The organism is Agrobacterium sp. 33MFTa1.1 (assembly GCF_004328495.1).
In the GTDB taxonomy this organism is placed as follows: Bacteria; Pseudomonadota; Alphaproteobacteria; order Rhizobiales; family Rhizobiaceae; genus Agrobacterium; species Agrobacterium pusense.
This window is the reverse complement of the sequence record NZ_CP036358.1, coordinates 435,962-451,061: the sequence shown is the minus strand read 5'-3', so window position 1 is coordinate 451,061 and position 15,100 is coordinate 435,962. Positions and strand designations below refer to the sequence as shown.

The 15,100-nt window shown below is 59.8% G+C and carries 14 protein-coding genes and 1 pseudogene; 8 read left to right on the top strand and 7 right to left on the bottom strand.

Translation table 11 applies throughout. From position 1 onward, the window contains the following. Positions 1–58: 58 nt before the first annotated feature. The gene (locus tag EYD00_RS02225) at positions 59–670 is read left to right on the top strand and encodes an HAD family hydrolase (protein WP_004440408.1); all 612 of its coding nucleotides are present in this window, start codon (positions 59–61) and stop codon (positions 668–670) included. 31 nt (positions 671–701) lie between these two features. Here EYD00_RS02225 and EYD00_RS02220 read toward each other — a convergent pair whose 3' ends face one another. The 3 genes from EYD00_RS02220 to EYD00_RS02210 form a co-directional block, all read right to left on the bottom strand. Then, positions 702–992, bottom strand: a complete 291-nt coding sequence (locus tag EYD00_RS02220) for a type II toxin-antitoxin system RelE/ParE family toxin (protein WP_004440407.1) — start codon at positions 990–992, stop codon at positions 702–704. Positions 993–994: 2 nt separating this feature from the next. Further along, on the bottom strand, positions 995–1,246 hold the full coding sequence (locus EYD00_RS02215; RefSeq protein WP_004440406.1) for a type II toxin-antitoxin system ParD family antitoxin: 252 nt from the start codon (positions 1,244–1,246) through the stop codon (positions 995–997). Between the two features lie 373 nt (positions 1,247–1,619). Continuing rightward, a complete protein-coding gene (locus tag EYD00_RS02210; protein ID WP_004440405.1) occupies positions 1,620–2,765 on the bottom strand; it encodes a site-specific DNA-methyltransferase in 1,146 nt (381 codons plus the stop codon). A gap of 236 nt (positions 2,766–3,001) precedes the next feature. Here EYD00_RS02210 and EYD00_RS02200 point away from each other — a divergent pair, with 236 nt between their 5' ends. Then, positions 3,002–4,102 carry a hypothetical protein gene (locus tag EYD00_RS02200; RefSeq protein ID WP_034495932.1) on the top strand — a complete coding sequence of 367 codons (1,101 nt, stop codon included), beginning with the start codon at positions 3,002–3,004 and terminating at the stop codon, positions 4,100–4,102. Here the strand turns inward: EYD00_RS02200 and EYD00_RS02195 are convergent. Continuing rightward, the gene (locus EYD00_RS02195; RefSeq protein ID WP_034496277.1) at positions 4,062–4,523 is read right to left on the bottom strand and encodes a DUF1284 domain-containing protein; all 462 of its coding nucleotides are present in this window, start codon (positions 4,521–4,523) and stop codon (positions 4,062–4,064) included. The genes EYD00_RS02200 and EYD00_RS02195 overlap by 41 nt on opposite strands. A 40-nt stretch (positions 4,524–4,563) precedes the next feature. After that, entirely contained in the window at positions 4,564–5,244 is a 681-nt protein-coding gene (locus tag EYD00_RS02190; RefSeq protein ID WP_004440402.1) for a GntR family transcriptional regulator, read from the bottom strand. Positions 5,245–5,458: 214 nt separating this feature from the next. On the opposite strand from EYD00_RS02190, the gene EYD00_RS02185 reads away from it, so the two are divergent. After that, on the top strand, positions 5,459–6,148 hold the full coding sequence (locus tag EYD00_RS02185; RefSeq protein WP_004440401.1) for an HAD family hydrolase: 690 nt from the start codon (positions 5,459–5,461) through the stop codon (positions 6,146–6,148). Between the two features lie 10 nt (positions 6,149–6,158). Further along, positions 6,159–6,353: pseudogene (locus tag EYD00_RS02180) on the top strand (BrnA antitoxin family protein); the annotation flags it as partial. A gap of 250 nt (positions 6,354–6,603) precedes the next feature. Here the strand turns inward: EYD00_RS02180 and EYD00_RS02175 are convergent. Beyond that, entirely contained in the window at positions 6,604–7,143 is a 540-nt protein-coding gene (locus tag EYD00_RS02175) for a hypothetical protein (RefSeq protein ID WP_034496280.1), read from the bottom strand. A gap of 264 nt (positions 7,144–7,407) precedes the next feature. Here EYD00_RS02175 and thrC point away from each other — a divergent pair, with 264 nt between their 5' ends. From thrC to EYD00_RS02155, 4 genes are all read left to right on the top strand, one after another. Continuing rightward, positions 7,408–8,805, top strand: coding sequence for a threonine synthase (gene thrC, locus EYD00_RS02170; RefSeq protein ID WP_004440397.1), 1,398 nt, complete (start codon positions 7,408–7,410; stop codon positions 8,803–8,805). A gap of 21 nt (positions 8,806–8,826) precedes the next feature. After that, a complete protein-coding gene (locus EYD00_RS02165; RefSeq protein ID WP_004440396.1) occupies positions 8,827–10,125 on the top strand; it encodes a M16 family metallopeptidase in 1,299 nt (432 codons plus the stop codon). Between the two features lie 93 nt (positions 10,126–10,218). Further along, positions 10,219–10,818, top strand: a complete 600-nt coding sequence (locus EYD00_RS02160; RefSeq protein ID WP_004440394.1) for a GNAT family N-acetyltransferase — start codon at positions 10,219–10,221, stop codon at positions 10,816–10,818. Continuing rightward, complete coding sequence (locus tag EYD00_RS02155; RefSeq protein ID WP_004440393.1) at positions 10,815–13,730, top strand: sensor domain-containing phosphodiesterase; 2,916 nt, start codon at positions 10,815–10,817, stop codon at positions 13,728–13,730. The genes EYD00_RS02160 and EYD00_RS02155 overlap by 4 nt, the downstream gene beginning before the upstream one ends. Before the next feature lie 194 nt (positions 13,731–13,924). Here EYD00_RS02155 and EYD00_RS02150 read toward each other — a convergent pair whose 3' ends face one another. Then, entirely contained in the window at positions 13,925–15,028 is a 1,104-nt protein-coding gene (locus EYD00_RS02150) for a zinc-binding metallopeptidase family protein (RefSeq protein WP_034495936.1), read from the bottom strand. Positions 15,029–15,100: the final 72 nt, after the last annotated feature.

Here is a 15,100-nt window from a genome sequence, read left to right as displayed (position 1 = left end):
TGAAAGATTTAGAGCGTCTTTCGGACGCTCTAACGTTCGATGAAAGCAGGAAATTTCGATGACCAAGATTGAGCATATCGTATTCGACATCGGCAAGGTGCTGATCCACTACGATCCGCATATTCCCTATAGCCGCCTCATTCCCGATGCCGATGAGCGCCAATGGTTCTTCGAGAATGTCTGCACCCATGACTGGAACCTCGAGCAGGATCGTGGCCGCCGCTGGGAGGATGCTGAAGCTTTGCTGGTGGAGAAGTTCCCGGAACGGGAAGAGCATATCCGCTCCTTCCGCAAGTTCTGGCACGAGATGGTCTCGCATTCCTATGACGACAGCGTCGCGATCATGACAGGCCTTATCGAGAGCGGCCACGACGTGACGATGCTGACCAACTTCGCCTCCGACACTTTTCGTGAGGCGCAGAAGATGTTCCCCTTCCTCACCCTGCCGCGTGGCGTCACCGTTTCCGGTGACATCAAGCTGATCAAACCGGATGTGGCGATTTATGAGCTTCATGCGCGCGATTTCGGGCTCAATCCCGCCGCAACTCTGTTCATCGATGATACGGCGATCAATGTCGAAGGCGCAAAGGCCGCCGGCTGGCAGGCGGTGCAGTTCACCGGCGCGGAGAAGCTGAAGCAGGATCTGCAGGCATTCGGGGTGGTGGCTTAGGTTCCGCCCTTAAGTCACCTCGTGGCATGGATTAAGGCTCATTGCCCCAGTCCTCGTGCCCATGGCGGACGCGGACGATGAGGACGTCGTCGTCCGCCTCAACGCGATAGACCACCAGATGTGCTCTGAACGGATGAATGCGCACCGACGGCGACAACTCGTTACGCTCGCGTGCGATCCTCGGATTCCGTGATATCAAGTCGAATATTGCGAAAAGTTCGCGATGGTACTTTCGCGCTTGCTGAGGTCCAAATAGGTCGATGCCTTCTTGCGCTATGCGGATGACGTCTTCTTCCGCAGGCAGAGAAAGGCGAAATCCCATGATCAGCCAATTTTATGTTTCATGGAGCGGGCTTCGGCCTCAGCAAACAAGGCATCTTCAGAACGATGACCGGAGGGAGCCTGCAATCCTTCGTCCACCAGGCCCTGCATGGCAGCGATCTTTTCGCTCCGCTCCTGATCCTTTCGGATGAGATCTCGTACATAGTCGCTGGCATTGGAGTAACGGCCCGTTTTAGACTGCGCTTCGACCCACTCCTTCATCTGGCCGGGCAGCGAAATATTCATGGTTACCATCTTCATCTCCTATGAAGACAGAGTGCAGATTTTGGCAAGGTTTGTCAAAAAGATCAGGAAAAGAAATTGGCGCAGGCGGAAATGGCGGTCTCCGGCCTGCGCCAGTCCTGCCGCAAGCGGCATTGGACGCAATGTTTTTGTGAGTTGTCCAGACCGGATTTTCACAACCACTGCTTTGATTAGGACAGTAGTTGTCGTCTCTTGCGCGAAACTTGTCTATCTAAAATTTTATATTCGAAAATACCAACGCCCGACACGATGTGCCGGGCGTTGGTCGTTCTCCATCCGGGACTGAAGGTACTAAACCGGACGGAGACGTATTCTGGACAAGGGCGGGCGGTGGATCGTTGCCTTCAAGCCTTTCCGGCTTGGACTATTCGGCCTTTGCCAGTTCACTGCGGATGATGGCTCGGAGATCATCGATCGGCTTCAGGTCGTCGCCGTCTTCGAAGTGCCAGAACGTCCATCCGTTGCATGCGTCGAGACCCTGCACCTTCGCGCCGAGGCGATGGATGGAGCCGGCGGTTCCGGCGGATGCGAGCGTACCATCCGCACGAATAATGGCGCTATAACGGCGCTTTGCATCCGTCAGCACCTGGCCGGGACGGACGAGGCCGCTTTCCAGCAGGGTGTTGAAGGCGACGCGCGGCTCGGCCTTCTTGCCGGTCATGACTGTCAGTTCCGCCTTGCCGAGCGGTTCGACGGCGGCGATGCGGGCGGCGGCGGCATCGATATAATCCTGCTCGCGCTCAATGCCGACGAAGTGGCGGCCGAGGCGTTTTGCCACCGCACCCGTGGTGCCGGAGCCGAAGAACGGGTCGAGCACGACATCACCCGGTTTGGTGGAAGCCATGATGATGCGGGCAAGCAGCGCTTCCGGCTTCTGGGTGGGGTGCACCTTCTTGCCGTCCTCACCCTTCAGCCGCTCATGGCCGCTGCAGATAGGGAACAGCCAGTCGGAGCGCATCTGCACGTCGTCATTGGAGGCCTTCAACGCATCGTAGTTGAAGGTATAGTTCTTGGCCTTCGGATCGCGGCTCGCCCAGATCATGGTTTCATGGGCGTTCTGGAACCGGCGGCCCTTGAAATTGGGCATGGGGTTGGTCTTGCGCCAGACGATATCGTTGAGGATCCAGAAATCGAGGTTCTGGAGCGTGGCGCCGACGCGGAAGATATTGTGATAGGAACCGATGACCCAGATGGTGCCGTTCGGCTTCAGCACGCGGCGGCAGGCGAGCAGCCAGGCGCGGGTGAAGGCATCATAGGCCTCGAAGGAGGCGAACTGGTCCCATTCGTCGTCGACGGCGTCAACCAGCGACTGATCGGGCCGGTGCAGCGTGCCGCCGAGCTGGAGGTTATACGGCGGATCGGCGAAAATCGCGTCCACCGACTGGCTCGGGAGGGCATCCAAGGCAGCGACGCAATCACCCTTTATGATGCTGTCTTTCCAGGCGTCACTCTCACCTGCACGATCAAAACCGGCATGCCGAAAATCGGCCAGCGGAAAAACTGCTGCCATTGGTACTCGCTCCATACGCTTACTCTCTACTGAGGCTTATGGTTACCGAAGATGGTTATCAAAGCCTGAACAAGTCACGGAAAATGCGAAATAAATGGCTCCCGCGGCGCACTGGCGCAATTTGCGGAGACCGGCGGGGAACCCGAAGTCCGGCGAAAACGTTGTGCGCAATGGGTTCTCCTGTGCCCGCTCATTCGCGCGGCAGGAAGAGCCATTATGGCAGGGGGTAGTCCGCAATGGGGTCCGTGATGAAAATGGCGTCTTTTTCCATGAATGTCGTTTGGGCCGCACTTTTCGCGGTCGCGCTGGCAACGCCCTCGCAGGCCCAGCAACCGAACCCGCAATATAACGTCATCACCGATGCGGTTTTGTTTGATGGCGGCCCCTCCCTCGGCAACAGTGACAGGGTGCGCTGGGATTTCTACAAGGCCGACCGCACTGGCGTGCGCACCGACGAGAATGCCGGCGGTTCCTATGACGCCACCTTCGAGGCGAAGCTGCCAGCGGGCAGATATGTGGGCGTGGCGGCGCTGGGCAATGTGACCCGCGAAATAGCGTTCGAGGTGAAGGACGGAAGCGTTGCAAGGCCGAAGGTAAATTTCGATGCGGCCGAACTGACTGTCGTGCCAAAACGCAGCCCCGGCGGCGATGTGGAGACACAGGCGAAAACTGAAATCACCAAGGATGATTTCAAAGACAGCGTCTATGGCCAGGATACCGTCTTCGTGCCGGCGGGCGAAGTGCTTCTCACCGGCAGCGTCGGCCCGGCGCGGGCGCAGGAGAAGCTCACCATCAAGGCCGGCGACAAGATCAGCCACGAACTTGTCATTCCGAGCGGCGTGGTGATCGCCAAGGCCGTGTATGCGGAAGGCGGCAGGGCGGTGGAAACGGATGATATCCGCTTCGAAGCGATGTCAGCCAAGGAAACCCTTGACGGCACGCGGGAGACCATCAACGGCATTTACGGAACCGGCAAGATGATGGAAATGCCGGCCGGTAATTTCGTCATGCGCGCACGCCTCGGCAAGGTGACAGTGGAGCAGCCGTTCACCGTGACAGCCGGAAGACGCACGGAAATAACCATCAATCTCGATGCGGGCGTTCTCGCAATTACCGCCCCCGGCGCGGAACGGATCGACATTGTCGAAACGACCAGGGACCTTCAGGGCACGCAGAAGGAGATTTCCGGCCGTTATGGCACGCAGCATCAGGAAACGCTTCATCCCGGCGATTATTCGGTGAAGGTAAGTTACGACAAGAAGTCGGGCCGCGATCCGAAGGAGATCAAGGCGACGGTCAAGGCTGCCGAGAGAACCGAGACGCGTGTGCCGGAGTAGGCCTTGGCCGCAGCCCTGCTTGAGACTCCGGCTGTTCGCCGATTTTCACGCCAGCAAAGCCTGAAGCGGCAATGCGGTCGCACAGCCTGTTCCACTGGCAGCCTCGACAGGCCTGCCTGATATCTCCCCCTGCAAATGCCAGACGCATCTTGGCAAGGAAGTCCGGCGTCGCCTGCAACCGCTTGCCGGCAGCCAGCGTCTCGCCCAAAAGCACTGACACCGAAACGCGGGCCGTCTCATCCCGCTTCACAACCCCTTCGTTGAAACAGTGGGCATGGCGTTCACACAACAGGCCCTCGCAGATGTCGTCGGGGCCATCCACCAGCTCGATATCCTCTTCCCCGGCATTCAGGCGGTCGGCGACACGGTCATAATTTTCGACGAAGCCGGATGTATATCCCTTGCCCACATAGGTGAGCATGCAGAGAAGGTGGTGGGGCCGGAGGCGGACGGTCAAGGGCCTATCCGACAATGGCGAAGGCGTCGCGCACCGAGCCGGACGAGGTGCGGATCGCCTTGCGGCCGATCCATTGCACATGCCCGTCAAGGATGCGCACCGCCTCTTCGGCGCGGCCGCCGCGCAGCGCGTCGATGATCGCCCGGTGATCGGTATCGGTGCGGCGCTCCCAGCCGGCCCGCCAGGCGGAGAACAGGAAACGGGCGCTTGCCGCATGCAGGCCATCGATCGCTTCCATCAGGCGCGGCATGTTGCAGGGCGCGGTAATGAGGCGGTGGAAGCGGCGATTGGCCTCCTCCCAATGCTCGACATCAACGGCGCTGTCGCCTTCGAGCGTGGCTGCCTCCGCCTGATCGAGAATGGCTGACGTCATGTTGGGAATGGCGTGGCGCAAAGCCAGAACCTCAAGAGCGGCACGCATTTCCGCCACCTCGCGCACATCATCGAGACCGAAATCCGCGACCCTGACACCCCGGCGCGGAATGCTGGCGGCAAGTCCCTGCGCTTCCAGCCGGCGGAATGCCTCGCGCACCGGCACATGCGAGGCGCCGAATTCGGCGGCGATGTGATCCTGCCGCAGCCTTTCGCCCGGCGACAGCTCACCGCGAACGATGCGGTCGGCAAGCGTGCGGCTGATGCGGGCGGCAATGGTATCTTCAGGCGAATTTTTTGCTGTCTTGGGCATAACATCCCATAGCGCATATGGCGCGACCGTGTGTAGAGGTTTTTGCAGCAAGCCAGAGCAGACTGTTATGACACGCGGCTCCCTTGCCCGCGGCCTTCAAGCTATGAGCCTGACGGGACTGTCCTTTGCTGGCGAGCCGGTTGAGCTTGGCGCGGACATGGTCTAAAAGCCCGGCATCATTTTCTTCCAGCCAAATCCGATACAGGGAGCGCCCATGAGCGGCTTCGACCTCATTATTTTCGACTGCGACGGCGTTCTGGTCGATTCCGAAATCATCGCGGCACAGGTGGAATCCCGCCTTCTGACCGAAGCCGGTTATCCGATCTCGGTCGAGGAAATGGGGGAGCGTTTCGCCGGCATGACCTGGAAGAACATCCTCCTGCAGGTGGAAAGCGAAGCCAGCATTCCGCTCTCAGCCTCGCTGCTCGACAAATCGGAAAAACTGCTCGACATGCGGCTGGAACGCGACGTGAAGATCATCGAGGGCGTAAAATTCGCACTTTCGCGCCTGACGACGCCCCGCTGCATCTGCTCGAACTCTTCGAGCCACCGCCTCGACATGATGCTCACGAAAGTAGGCCTGAAGCCGTATTTCGCGCCGCATATCTATTCCGCCAAGGACCTAGGTGCGGACCGCGTGAAGCCGAAGCCCGACATCTTCCTGCACGGCGCAGCGCAATTTGGCGTTTCCCCCGATCGCGTGGTCGTGGTCGAAGATTCCGTGCACGGCATCCATGGCGCAAAGGCCGCTGGCATGCGCGTCATCGGCTTTACCGGCGCGTCCCACACCTATCCCAGCCACGCCGACCGGCTGACGGATGCGGGCGCCGAAACGGTGATCTCCCGCATGCAGGACCTGCCGGCCGTGATTGCGGCAATGGCAGAGTGGGAAGGCGCGTTTTAAGGAGGTAGCTGTGGTGGCATCCCAGACGGAAAAGGAATTCGTACCCGGCCAAGGCTATACCGAAGCGGATTGGGATGCTGTCGACTTTCCCGAAATGACAGATGAAGAGCTGGCAAATGCGCGTCCCGCCAGGGCCGTTTTGCCGCCAGCTTTTTTTGAGGCTGTGGAGGAGTATCGAAACTCCCGTAGCCGCCTGTCAGCGGAGAAGGCGACGACTGTGGGAAAACCCTCCGGTTAAAACGCATGGAAAGTGGTAGACCTCTCCTCCGTCATGCCGGACTTGATCCGGCATCCAGTCACGGCGCGTCTGCGCCGTGAGAAGAGTCTTTTGCGATCAATGACTTGATCGCGCTGGACCCCGGATCAAGTCCGGGGTGACGGAATTCGGACCTTTGCGCGCAATCAGCACCGAAGCCTGGCGAGCAGCCTCCGGCTTTTACATTTTGCCCGTCAAATCACCGGCGCTTCGTCTTGGCCTTCGCGCCCTGCTCTGCAAAGCCGATATAAACGCTGACAGACCTCGGAGCGCCGCCCGGTCCGTTGGGAATCGCGACGTGGTCGTTGTTGAAGATGAACTGCGTGCCGGCCCCGCCTGCGGGAACATCGATGGCGAAATTGGTCGTTTCACCGAAAATCTCGCCGTCGCCATCCTTCACCGTCACCCGGATCGGCACGGTGACGCGGCCGGGCTTGGCCATCGGGCCGGGAACGAGGCGGCCCTGGGCCAGCACGTTGACGGTGAGCGTCGATTCATTGGCGGTGCAGGAGCGCGTCGTATCGGACAGCGAGACCTGATAGGCGAGTTTCTGCGGATCGTCCTTGGCGCCGCCGGCATAGACGCGATGAACGGCATTGGCGTCGAGAACCGTCACGGTCGGGCAATTGGCCTGAACCACGGCAGCCGTTGGCGCGGCCTGCGCCGCCGGCGGGTTGACGGCAAGCGAGTCCGACGGGTTGGAGGAATTGCATCCTGCAACAACGACGAGAAGCGACATCGCGGCGGACAAACGCAAGAAATTCCCTGACACTCTTCTAATTCCCTCTCCATTGTCCCGGAACAGAACCGGAGACGCTGTTTATTGACCTTTCACCCAGGTTGGCGATGGTCTATAGCAGCGACGCCGGAAAAAATCGATTGGCATGTTCGGTTTTGCTTGAATTTTCAAAAAAGCGCTTCATGACCTCGCCAATCGCCTCAATTCGGTGACACGCTGCGGAAAAGACGCCGATCACATCGGCAACGGATAAGGGACTATCTCGTGGAATATGTATCGACCAGGGGTGCGGCCCCTTCGCTTGGTTTTTGCGACGCGCTTCTGGCAGGCCTTGGCCGCGATGGCGGGCTTTACGTGCCGCGCAAATGGCCGTCCATGTCGAAAAAGGAAATCCGCAACCTGCGCGGCAAGTCCTACCAGGATGTCGCCTTCGAGGTTCTCTACCGTTTCACCGGCGGCGAAATTCCGGCCGACAAGTTCAAGGCGATGATCGACGACGCCTATTCGACCTTCCGCCACCCGGCCGTCGTTCCGCTGACACAGACCGGTCCGAACACCTTCGTGCTCGAGTTGTTCCACGGCACCACGCTCGCCTTCAAGGATGTGGCGATGCAGCTCCTCGCCCGTCTGATGGATTACACGCTGACGGAACGCGGTGAGCGCGCCACCATTGTCGGCGCCACATCCGGCGATACGGGCGGGGCGGCGATCGACGCCTTTGCCGGACGCGAGCGTACCGATATCTTCATCCTTTTCCCGAACGGCAAGGTCTCTCCGGTGCAGCAGCGCCAGATGACGACCTCCACCGCTTCCAACGTGCATGCGCTGGCGATCAACGGCAATTTCGACGATTGCCAGACGCTGGTGAAGGAGATGTTCAACGACGTGAAGTTCCGCGACGGCGTGAAGCTTTCCGGCGTCAACTCCATCAACTGGGCGCGCATCATGGCGCAGGTGGTCTATTATTTCACCGCGTCTCTGTCGCTCGGCGGCCCCGACCGGAAGGTGTCCTTCACCGTTCCGACAGGCAATTTCGGCGATATTTTCGCCGGTTACGTCGCCAAGAAGATGGGCCTGCCGATCGACAAGCTGGTCATCGCGACCAATGACAACGACATTCTGGCGCGCACGCTGAAGACCGGCCGTTACGAGATGCGCGGCGTCAAGCCCACCACCTCGCCCTCGATGGACATCCAGATTTCGTCCAACTTCGAGCGACTGCTGTTCGAAGCCTACGACCGCGATTCCGCTGCCGTTAAGTCATCGATGGATGGCCTCAAGCAATCGGGCGCGTTTGAAATTCCGGAAAAGGCGCTGAAGTTCATCAAGAAGGATTTCCGCGCCGGACGCGCCACCGAAAAGCAGGTGGCGGCGACCATTCGCGACACGCTTGAAAAGACCGGCTACCTGATCGACCCGCACACGGCAACAGGTGTTTTCGTGGCGGAAAAGCACGAAAAGCCCGCAACGCCAATGGTGGTTCTGTCGACCGCCCATCCGGCAAAATTCCCGGCGGCTGTAAAATCCGCTTGCGCAATCGACCCGGCGCTTCCAGTATGGCTCGCTGACATCATGAACCGGGAGGAGCGTTTCGACATTCTGGATGCGGAGCTCAAAGCCGTGGAAAGCTTCATCGGCAAACATGCACGCGCCGGCAAATAGAGACGCGGAAAGACGTTGAGTATGAGAGTAAATTTGACCCGGCTTTCGTCCGGGTTGACCGTTGTCACGGAAAGAATGCCACATCTCGAAAGCGTCGCTCTTGGGGTGTGGATCAAATCCGGCTCCCGCAACGAGACGACTGCCGAACATGGCATCGCCCATCTTCTCGAACATATGGCGTTCAAGGGCACGGCGCGCCGCACCGCCCGTCAGATCGCCGAAGAGATCGAAAATGTCGGCGGCGAAGTCAACGCCGCGACGTCGACGGAAACAACCTCCTACTACGCCCGCGTCCTCAAGGATCACGTTCCGCTCGCGGTCGATATCCTTGCCGACATCCTGACGGAATCGCTCTTCGATGAAGACGAGTTGGAGCGCGAAAAGAACGTCATCCTGCAGGAGATCGGTGCCGCCACCGATACGCCCGACGACGTGATCTTCGACAATTTCTCCGGTGTCGCCTATCGCGACCAGACGATCGGCCGGCCGATCCTGGGCACGCCCGAGACCGTGCAATCCTTCACGACAGGCCAGATCAGGCATTATCTCGCCCGCAATTATACGACGGACCGCATCTTCGTCGTTGCGGCCGGCGCGGTCGATCACGAGAGCTTCGTCAAGCAGGTGGAAGAGCGTTTCGCCTCGCTGCCGCAGCTGCCAGTGGCGACACCTGTGCTTGAAAAGGCTGTCTATACCGGCGGAGAAATCCGAGAGACCCGCGACCTGATGGATGCACAGGTGCTTCTCGGCTTCGAGGGCAAGGCCTATCATGCCCGCGATTTCTATTGTTCGCAGATTCTCGCCAATATTCTCGGCGGCGGCATGTCTTCCCGCCTGTTCCAGGAAGTGCGTGAATATCGCGGCCTGTGTTATTCCGTCTATGCGTTCCACTGGGGTTTTTCCGATACCGGCATCTTCGGCGTGCATGCGGCCACCGGCGGCAACGACCTGCCTGAACTGGTTCCCGTCATTCTGGAGGAGCTGCGCAAGTCCTCGCAGACCATCCACCAGGAGGAAATCGACCGGGCCCGTGCGCAGATCCGCGCGCAATTGCTGATGGGCCAGGAAAGCCCGGCTGCCCGCGCCGGCCAGATCGCCCGCCAGATGATGCTTTACGGCCGACCCATTCCGAATGAAGAGATGATGGAGCGGCTGGGCGACATCACCCGCACGCGCCTGACCGATCTTGCAGGACGGCTGTTTTTCGATACAGTTCCGACATTGTCTGCAATTGGCCCGCTCGAACATCTGCCGCCTCTTTCCGACATCACGGCCGCGCTGTCCGCGCAGCAGCCCGCAAGGATAAAGGCGAACGGATAAACCGATATGAGAGCGGGATTTGAAGGTGAAGACCGCTCATCTTTTTCGCCATCCCATTCGCGGATGGCGATATCTGCCTGACAGGGATCGTGAATGCTGCGTTTTCTTTCCCGACATAATGACACACCCGAATTGCGCAGCGCCAATCACCTTCTCAGACTGCCGCGCTACAGCGATTTCAAGCAGTGGCACGTGCTGCGATCCGAGAGCCGGCAGTTTCTACAGCCGTGGGAACCGACCTGGCGGCCGGACGAACTGACGGAGGGCGCCTTCCGCATGCGCGTGGTGCGTAACGGACAGGAATTTTCTTCCGGCACCGCCGTTTCCTTCCTGCTGTTCGAAAAAGAGACGCTTCTGGTCGGCGGCATCACCATCGGCTATATCCGCCGCGGGGCGGCGCAGAGCTGCATGATCGGATACTGGATCGGTGAACGGCATGCCGCCCAAGGCCATATGTCTGCCGCATTAAAATTGGTAATACCCTACATCTTCAACGGACTTCAGTTGCACCGTATCGAGGCAGCCTGTATTCCGGAAAACTTCAAAAGCATCCGGCTCCTCGAAAATGCCGGGTTCCAGCGGGAAGGTCTCTTGCGGGAATATCTGAAAATCAATGGCCAATGGCGGGATCATATGATGTTTTCCCTTCTTGCCGACAAGCAAAGCTCCGGCGGAACGAAGTACGATACATGACCTACAATCACACTGCGCCTTGCCTCACGAAACGTCTGGCGGCAATCGCGCTGGCTGCGCCGTTTTTTCTGCTTTTCCTGCTTTTTGCCTCCCATTCCTTCGCCTTCGAGCCGGTCAAGATCTCCCGTGACGACACAGCGCTCGATCTCACCGCCACCACGGATATCTATGCCAATCAGGGCGAAGCCTTTCAGGTTTCCACCGCGCCGGGTCCTGACGGCATCCGCCGGCGCATCGAGGTGCGTGCCAGTTCCGACGATCACCAGGGCGACTGGGCCGTGTTCGCGCTTGCCAATGTCTCCGAAGAGCAGCTGGAGCGCGTGATCGTCGCGCCGCATTTCCGTCTCGTCAATTCCAAGCTGTTCTGGCCGGATCTCGGCTCGCAACGCATCATGGCGATAACGCCCAGCGAAGGCTTTGCGCTCGACAGGCAGCCAAGCCCGGACGCCGACGTCTTCCGCATCACGCTCAATCCCGGCTCCGTCATCACCTTCGTCGCCGAGCTTTCCACGCCGCAGCTGCCGCAGCTTTATCTGTGGGAACCGGAAGCCTACAAGGATACGATCAACGCCTTCACGCTCTATCGCGGCATCGTGCTCGGCATTGCCGGCCTGCTTGCCGTGCTCCTGACCATTCTCTTCGTGGTCAAGGGAACCTCGGTCCTGCCCGCATCTGCCGCCCTCGCCTGGGCCGTGCTTGCCTATATATGCGTTGATTTCGGCTTCCTCGAAAAGCTCATCACCGTCACCTCCAGCGATCAGCGAATATGGAGGGCGGGCGCGGAAGTGGCGCTCGCCTCCAGCTTCGTCGTCTTTCTCTTCACCTATCTCAACCTGAACCGATGGCACGCACATCTGGGTTATGCGACCTTTGCCTGGGTGGTGGGGCTGGCGCTGCTGTTTGGCGTGGCGATCTACGACCCTTCCGTCGCATCCGGTATCGCGCGTGTTTCCTTCGCGCTGACGGCGACGGCGGGCATCGCGCTCATCATCTATCTCGGTTTCAACAAATACGACCGGGCTATCCTGCTTGTCCCATCCTGGGCCTTGATCCTCGTCTGGCTGTTCGGCAGCTGGTTGACGGTGACGGGACAGCTGGACAACGACATCGTGCAGCCTGCGCTTGGCGGCGGGCTGGTACTGATCGTCCTTCTGATCGGCTTTACGGTCATCCAGCACGCCTTTGCCGGCAGCGCCTATCAGCAGGGGCTGTTCTCCGATCTGGAACGCCAGTCGCTGGCGCTCACGGGCAGCGGCGATACGGTCTGGGACTGGGACGTGACGCGTGACCGTATCGTCACGACGCCTGATATTTCCAACCGCCTGGGGCTGGAGCCCGGAACCATGCATGGCGCCGCGCGCAACTGGCTGCCGCGCCTGCACCCTGATGACCGCGACCGGTTCAAGGCCACACTCGACGTGCTGCTCGACCATCGCAAGGGCCGCCTGAACCACGAATTCCGTATTCGCGCCGAGGATGGCCATTTCCACTGGCTGCAAATCCGTGCGCGTCCCGTTCTTGGCTCCAACGGCGAAATCATCCGCTGCGTCGGCACCATCACCGATATTACAGAGCAGAGAAATTCGGTCGAGCGGCTGCTGCAGGACGCGATGAACGACAATCTGACCGGGCTTCCGAACCGGCAGGTCTTCCTCGACCGCCTGCAATCGATCCTCAACCTCTCGCCGGACAGCGAGGGCGTGCGGCCAACCGTGATGGCGATCGATATCGACCGCTACAAGCTGGTCAATGACACGCTCGGCATTGCTGCCGGCGACAATATTTTGATTGCCCTCACCCGGCGCCTGCGTCGGCTGCTCAAACCGCAGGACACGCTGGCTCGTCTCGGCGGCGACGAATTCGGCCTGATCCTGACCTCGGAGCGCGATCCGCAGCGTGTGGCGGATTTCGCCGATGCGGTGAACAAGGCGATCATGGTGCCGATCAATTTCGCCAATCGCGAAATCATTCTCACCGCTTCTATCGGCCTCGTCTCGTGGATCGACCAACAGGAAAGTGCGGCAGGTCTGCTCAGCGATGCGGAACTGGCCATGTATCGCGCCAAGCGCGCCGGCGGCAATCGTGTCGAGCCTTTCCGTCCCGCCTTCCGCACCTCGGGCACCGACCGGCTGCAGATGGAAAGTGACCTTCGCCGCGCTATCGAGCGCAAGGAGCTGTCGCTTGCCTATCAGCCGATCGTCAAGCTCGATGATGGGGAGCTTGCCGGTTTCGAGGCGCTGATGCGTTGGGAGCACCCGAAGCGTGGCAATATCCCGCCAAGCGAGTTCATTCCGATTGCCGAAGCCTCCGGCCTGATCGAGCCGCTCGGCATGTTCGCGCTGGAACGGGCAGCGACCGACCTGATGGACTGGCAACATGCCATCGACAAGATGCCGATCTTCATCTCCGTCAATATTTCCAGTGCCCAATTGCTGAACAACGAACTCTATAACGACGTTCGCGGCATGCTCACCCGCACGCGCTGCAACCCGCAGCAGCTGAAGCTGGAACTGACGGAATCCGTCGTCATGGAAAATCCGGAACAGGCGCGGCTTGTGCTTTCCAAGCTCAAGGAAACCGGCCTTAGCCTCGCAATGGACGATTTCGGCACGGGCTATTCATCGCTCGCCTATCTCACCCGTTTCCCCTTCGATACGATCAAGCTCGACAAGGCGCTGGTGGCCAATACCAGCGACAAGCGTAACGTGCTTCTGCGCTCGGTCATTGCCATGGCGCGGGCGCTCGACATGCAGGTGGTGGCGGAAGGCATCGAAACGCCTGAGGATGCGGCCGAACTGGCCCGCATGAACTGCCATTTCGGCCAGAGCTTCCTGTTTGGCACGCCGGTTTCCGGCGATGCGGCGCTAAAGCTTCTTCGCGAGCGGTTCCAGCCGACGAAGCGGGCTTCGTAAGCGAAGTATTGAAACGCGAGGTATCTACCTCCGTCATTCCGGCCTTGAGCCGGAAATCCAGCCGACGCGCGTCGGCACGGCGGGAAAAGTCCTTTCAGCCCAAGGACTTGGGCTGGTTGTATACGGATCAAGTACGGCACGACCGGAGGAGGAAACACCGCGTTCGCCGGCTTTTACTCCTCGCTTGTCGATATTCACTGAACCACGGCAGCCTGCACCGGTGTTGACGCATCCGCCGCCACCCTCCCATGCAGCAGGTCGTGAATGAACTCCATCTTCGCAACCACCGGCGGCGTCAGGACGAAGGGATAGAGGTCCGCCTCCCCCATGCTGCGCTGGATCGAGTTGATCGCAACGCTGAGCGGAATCCAGGCCTTGACCAGCTGTGCAGCGCTGCGGGCATTGTAAGGATCGAAAGTCACCTCCGCCGCCATTTCTTCATGCCCGTCGGGGTCGATCGCCACGCCGAAGGCGCGCGCGCTCTCAAGCGTATCGACGATATGCAGATAATGCGCGAAACATTCGGCAAAATCCTCCCAAGGGTGGACGGAGGCATACGAACTGATGAAGCTGTCCTGCCAGTCGGGACGTGGACCCTCGTCGTAATTGCGTTGCAGGGCAGCGCCATAATCTTCTCTGTCATCGCCAAAGACGGCGCGGCAGGCCTCCAGTCGGTTTGCATCGCGTACGAGCTTGTTCCAGATGAAGTGACCGACTTCGTGGCGGAAATGGCCGAGCATTGTGCGGTACGGCTCGTTCATATTGGCGCGCACCTGTTCGCGCGTGGCATCGTCGGCCTCGGCCGCACGAATGGCGATCAGCCCCTCGTCATGACCGGTCATGGCCGGAATGACGGAACCATCTGGCGCCACCTCATCCACCAGAAAGTCGAAGACAAGGCCGCCAGCGGGATCGGCATCACGGTTGGGATGCGGGAGGCCGAGCCGCAGGATAGAATAAAACAGATGACGCTGCGCCTGGCTGATACGACGCCATTGCTCAATGCCCTGTTGCGTCGCAATGTCGGGCACAAGGCGATTGTGGCTGCAGGCAGGGCAAAATGCGCTTTCGCTTCCCGCGGGCACCGACCAGTTGCAGATATCGTTCACTTCATTGGCGCAAAACCGCACCTGTTTTTGCGGTTCCGCGACGATCTGCCAGTTCGGCTCACCGGCCGGGGCCAGCGCCTCCATGGACAGGCGCTCCGGCACGAAGGCAAGACGATGACCGCAGGAAACGCAAAAACGATTGTCGAAATGCACCGGCTGGCCGCAGGATGCGCAGGAAAAAAGCTTCATCGATGAAACCCTTGCGATGGATCAGTTGGTCGGAGGCAAATCTGGGACATTGACATGAACGGCGCAACAGGA

Excerpts from the sequence above, each read along its gene's own strand:
- EYD00_RS02225 (WP_004440408.1), top strand. The coding sequence starts at position 59 with ATGACCAAGATTGAGCATATCGTATTCGACATCGGCAAGGTGCTGATC.
- EYD00_RS02220 (WP_004440407.1), bottom strand. The coding sequence starts at position 992 with ATGGGATTTCGCCTTTCTCTGCCTGCGGAAGAAGACGTCATCCGCATA.
- EYD00_RS02215 (WP_004440406.1), bottom strand. The coding sequence starts at position 1,246 with ATGGTAACCATGAATATTTCGCTGCCCGGCCAGATGAAGGAGTGGGTC.
- EYD00_RS02210 (WP_004440405.1), bottom strand. The coding sequence starts at position 2,765 with ATGGCAGCAGTTTTTCCGCTGGCCGATTTTCGGCATGCCGGTTTTGAT.
- EYD00_RS02200 (WP_034495932.1), top strand. The coding sequence starts at position 3,002 with ATGGGGTCCGTGATGAAAATGGCGTCTTTTTCCATGAATGTCGTTTGG.
- EYD00_RS02195 (WP_034496277.1), bottom strand. The coding sequence starts at position 4,523 with ATGCTCACCTATGTGGGCAAGGGATATACATCCGGCTTCGTCGAAAAT.
- EYD00_RS02190 (WP_004440402.1), bottom strand. The coding sequence starts at position 5,244 with ATGCCCAAGACAGCAAAAAATTCGCCTGAAGATACCATTGCCGCCCGC.
- EYD00_RS02185 (WP_004440401.1), top strand. The coding sequence starts at position 5,459 with ATGAGCGGCTTCGACCTCATTATTTTCGACTGCGACGGCGTTCTGGTC.
- EYD00_RS02175 (WP_034496280.1), bottom strand. The coding sequence starts at position 7,143 with ATGTCGCTTCTCGTCGTTGTTGCAGGATGCAATTCCTCCAACCCGTCG.
- EYD00_RS02165 (WP_004440396.1), top strand. The coding sequence starts at position 8,827 with ATGAGAGTAAATTTGACCCGGCTTTCGTCCGGGTTGACCGTTGTCACG.
- EYD00_RS02160 (WP_004440394.1), top strand. The coding sequence starts at position 10,219 with ATGCTGCGTTTTCTTTCCCGACATAATGACACACCCGAATTGCGCAGC.
- EYD00_RS02155 (WP_004440393.1), top strand. The coding sequence starts at position 10,815 with ATGACCTACAATCACACTGCGCCTTGCCTCACGAAACGTCTGGCGGCA.
- EYD00_RS02150 (WP_034495936.1), bottom strand. The coding sequence starts at position 15,028 with ATGAAGCTTTTTTCCTGCGCATCCTGCGGCCAGCCGGTGCATTTCGAC.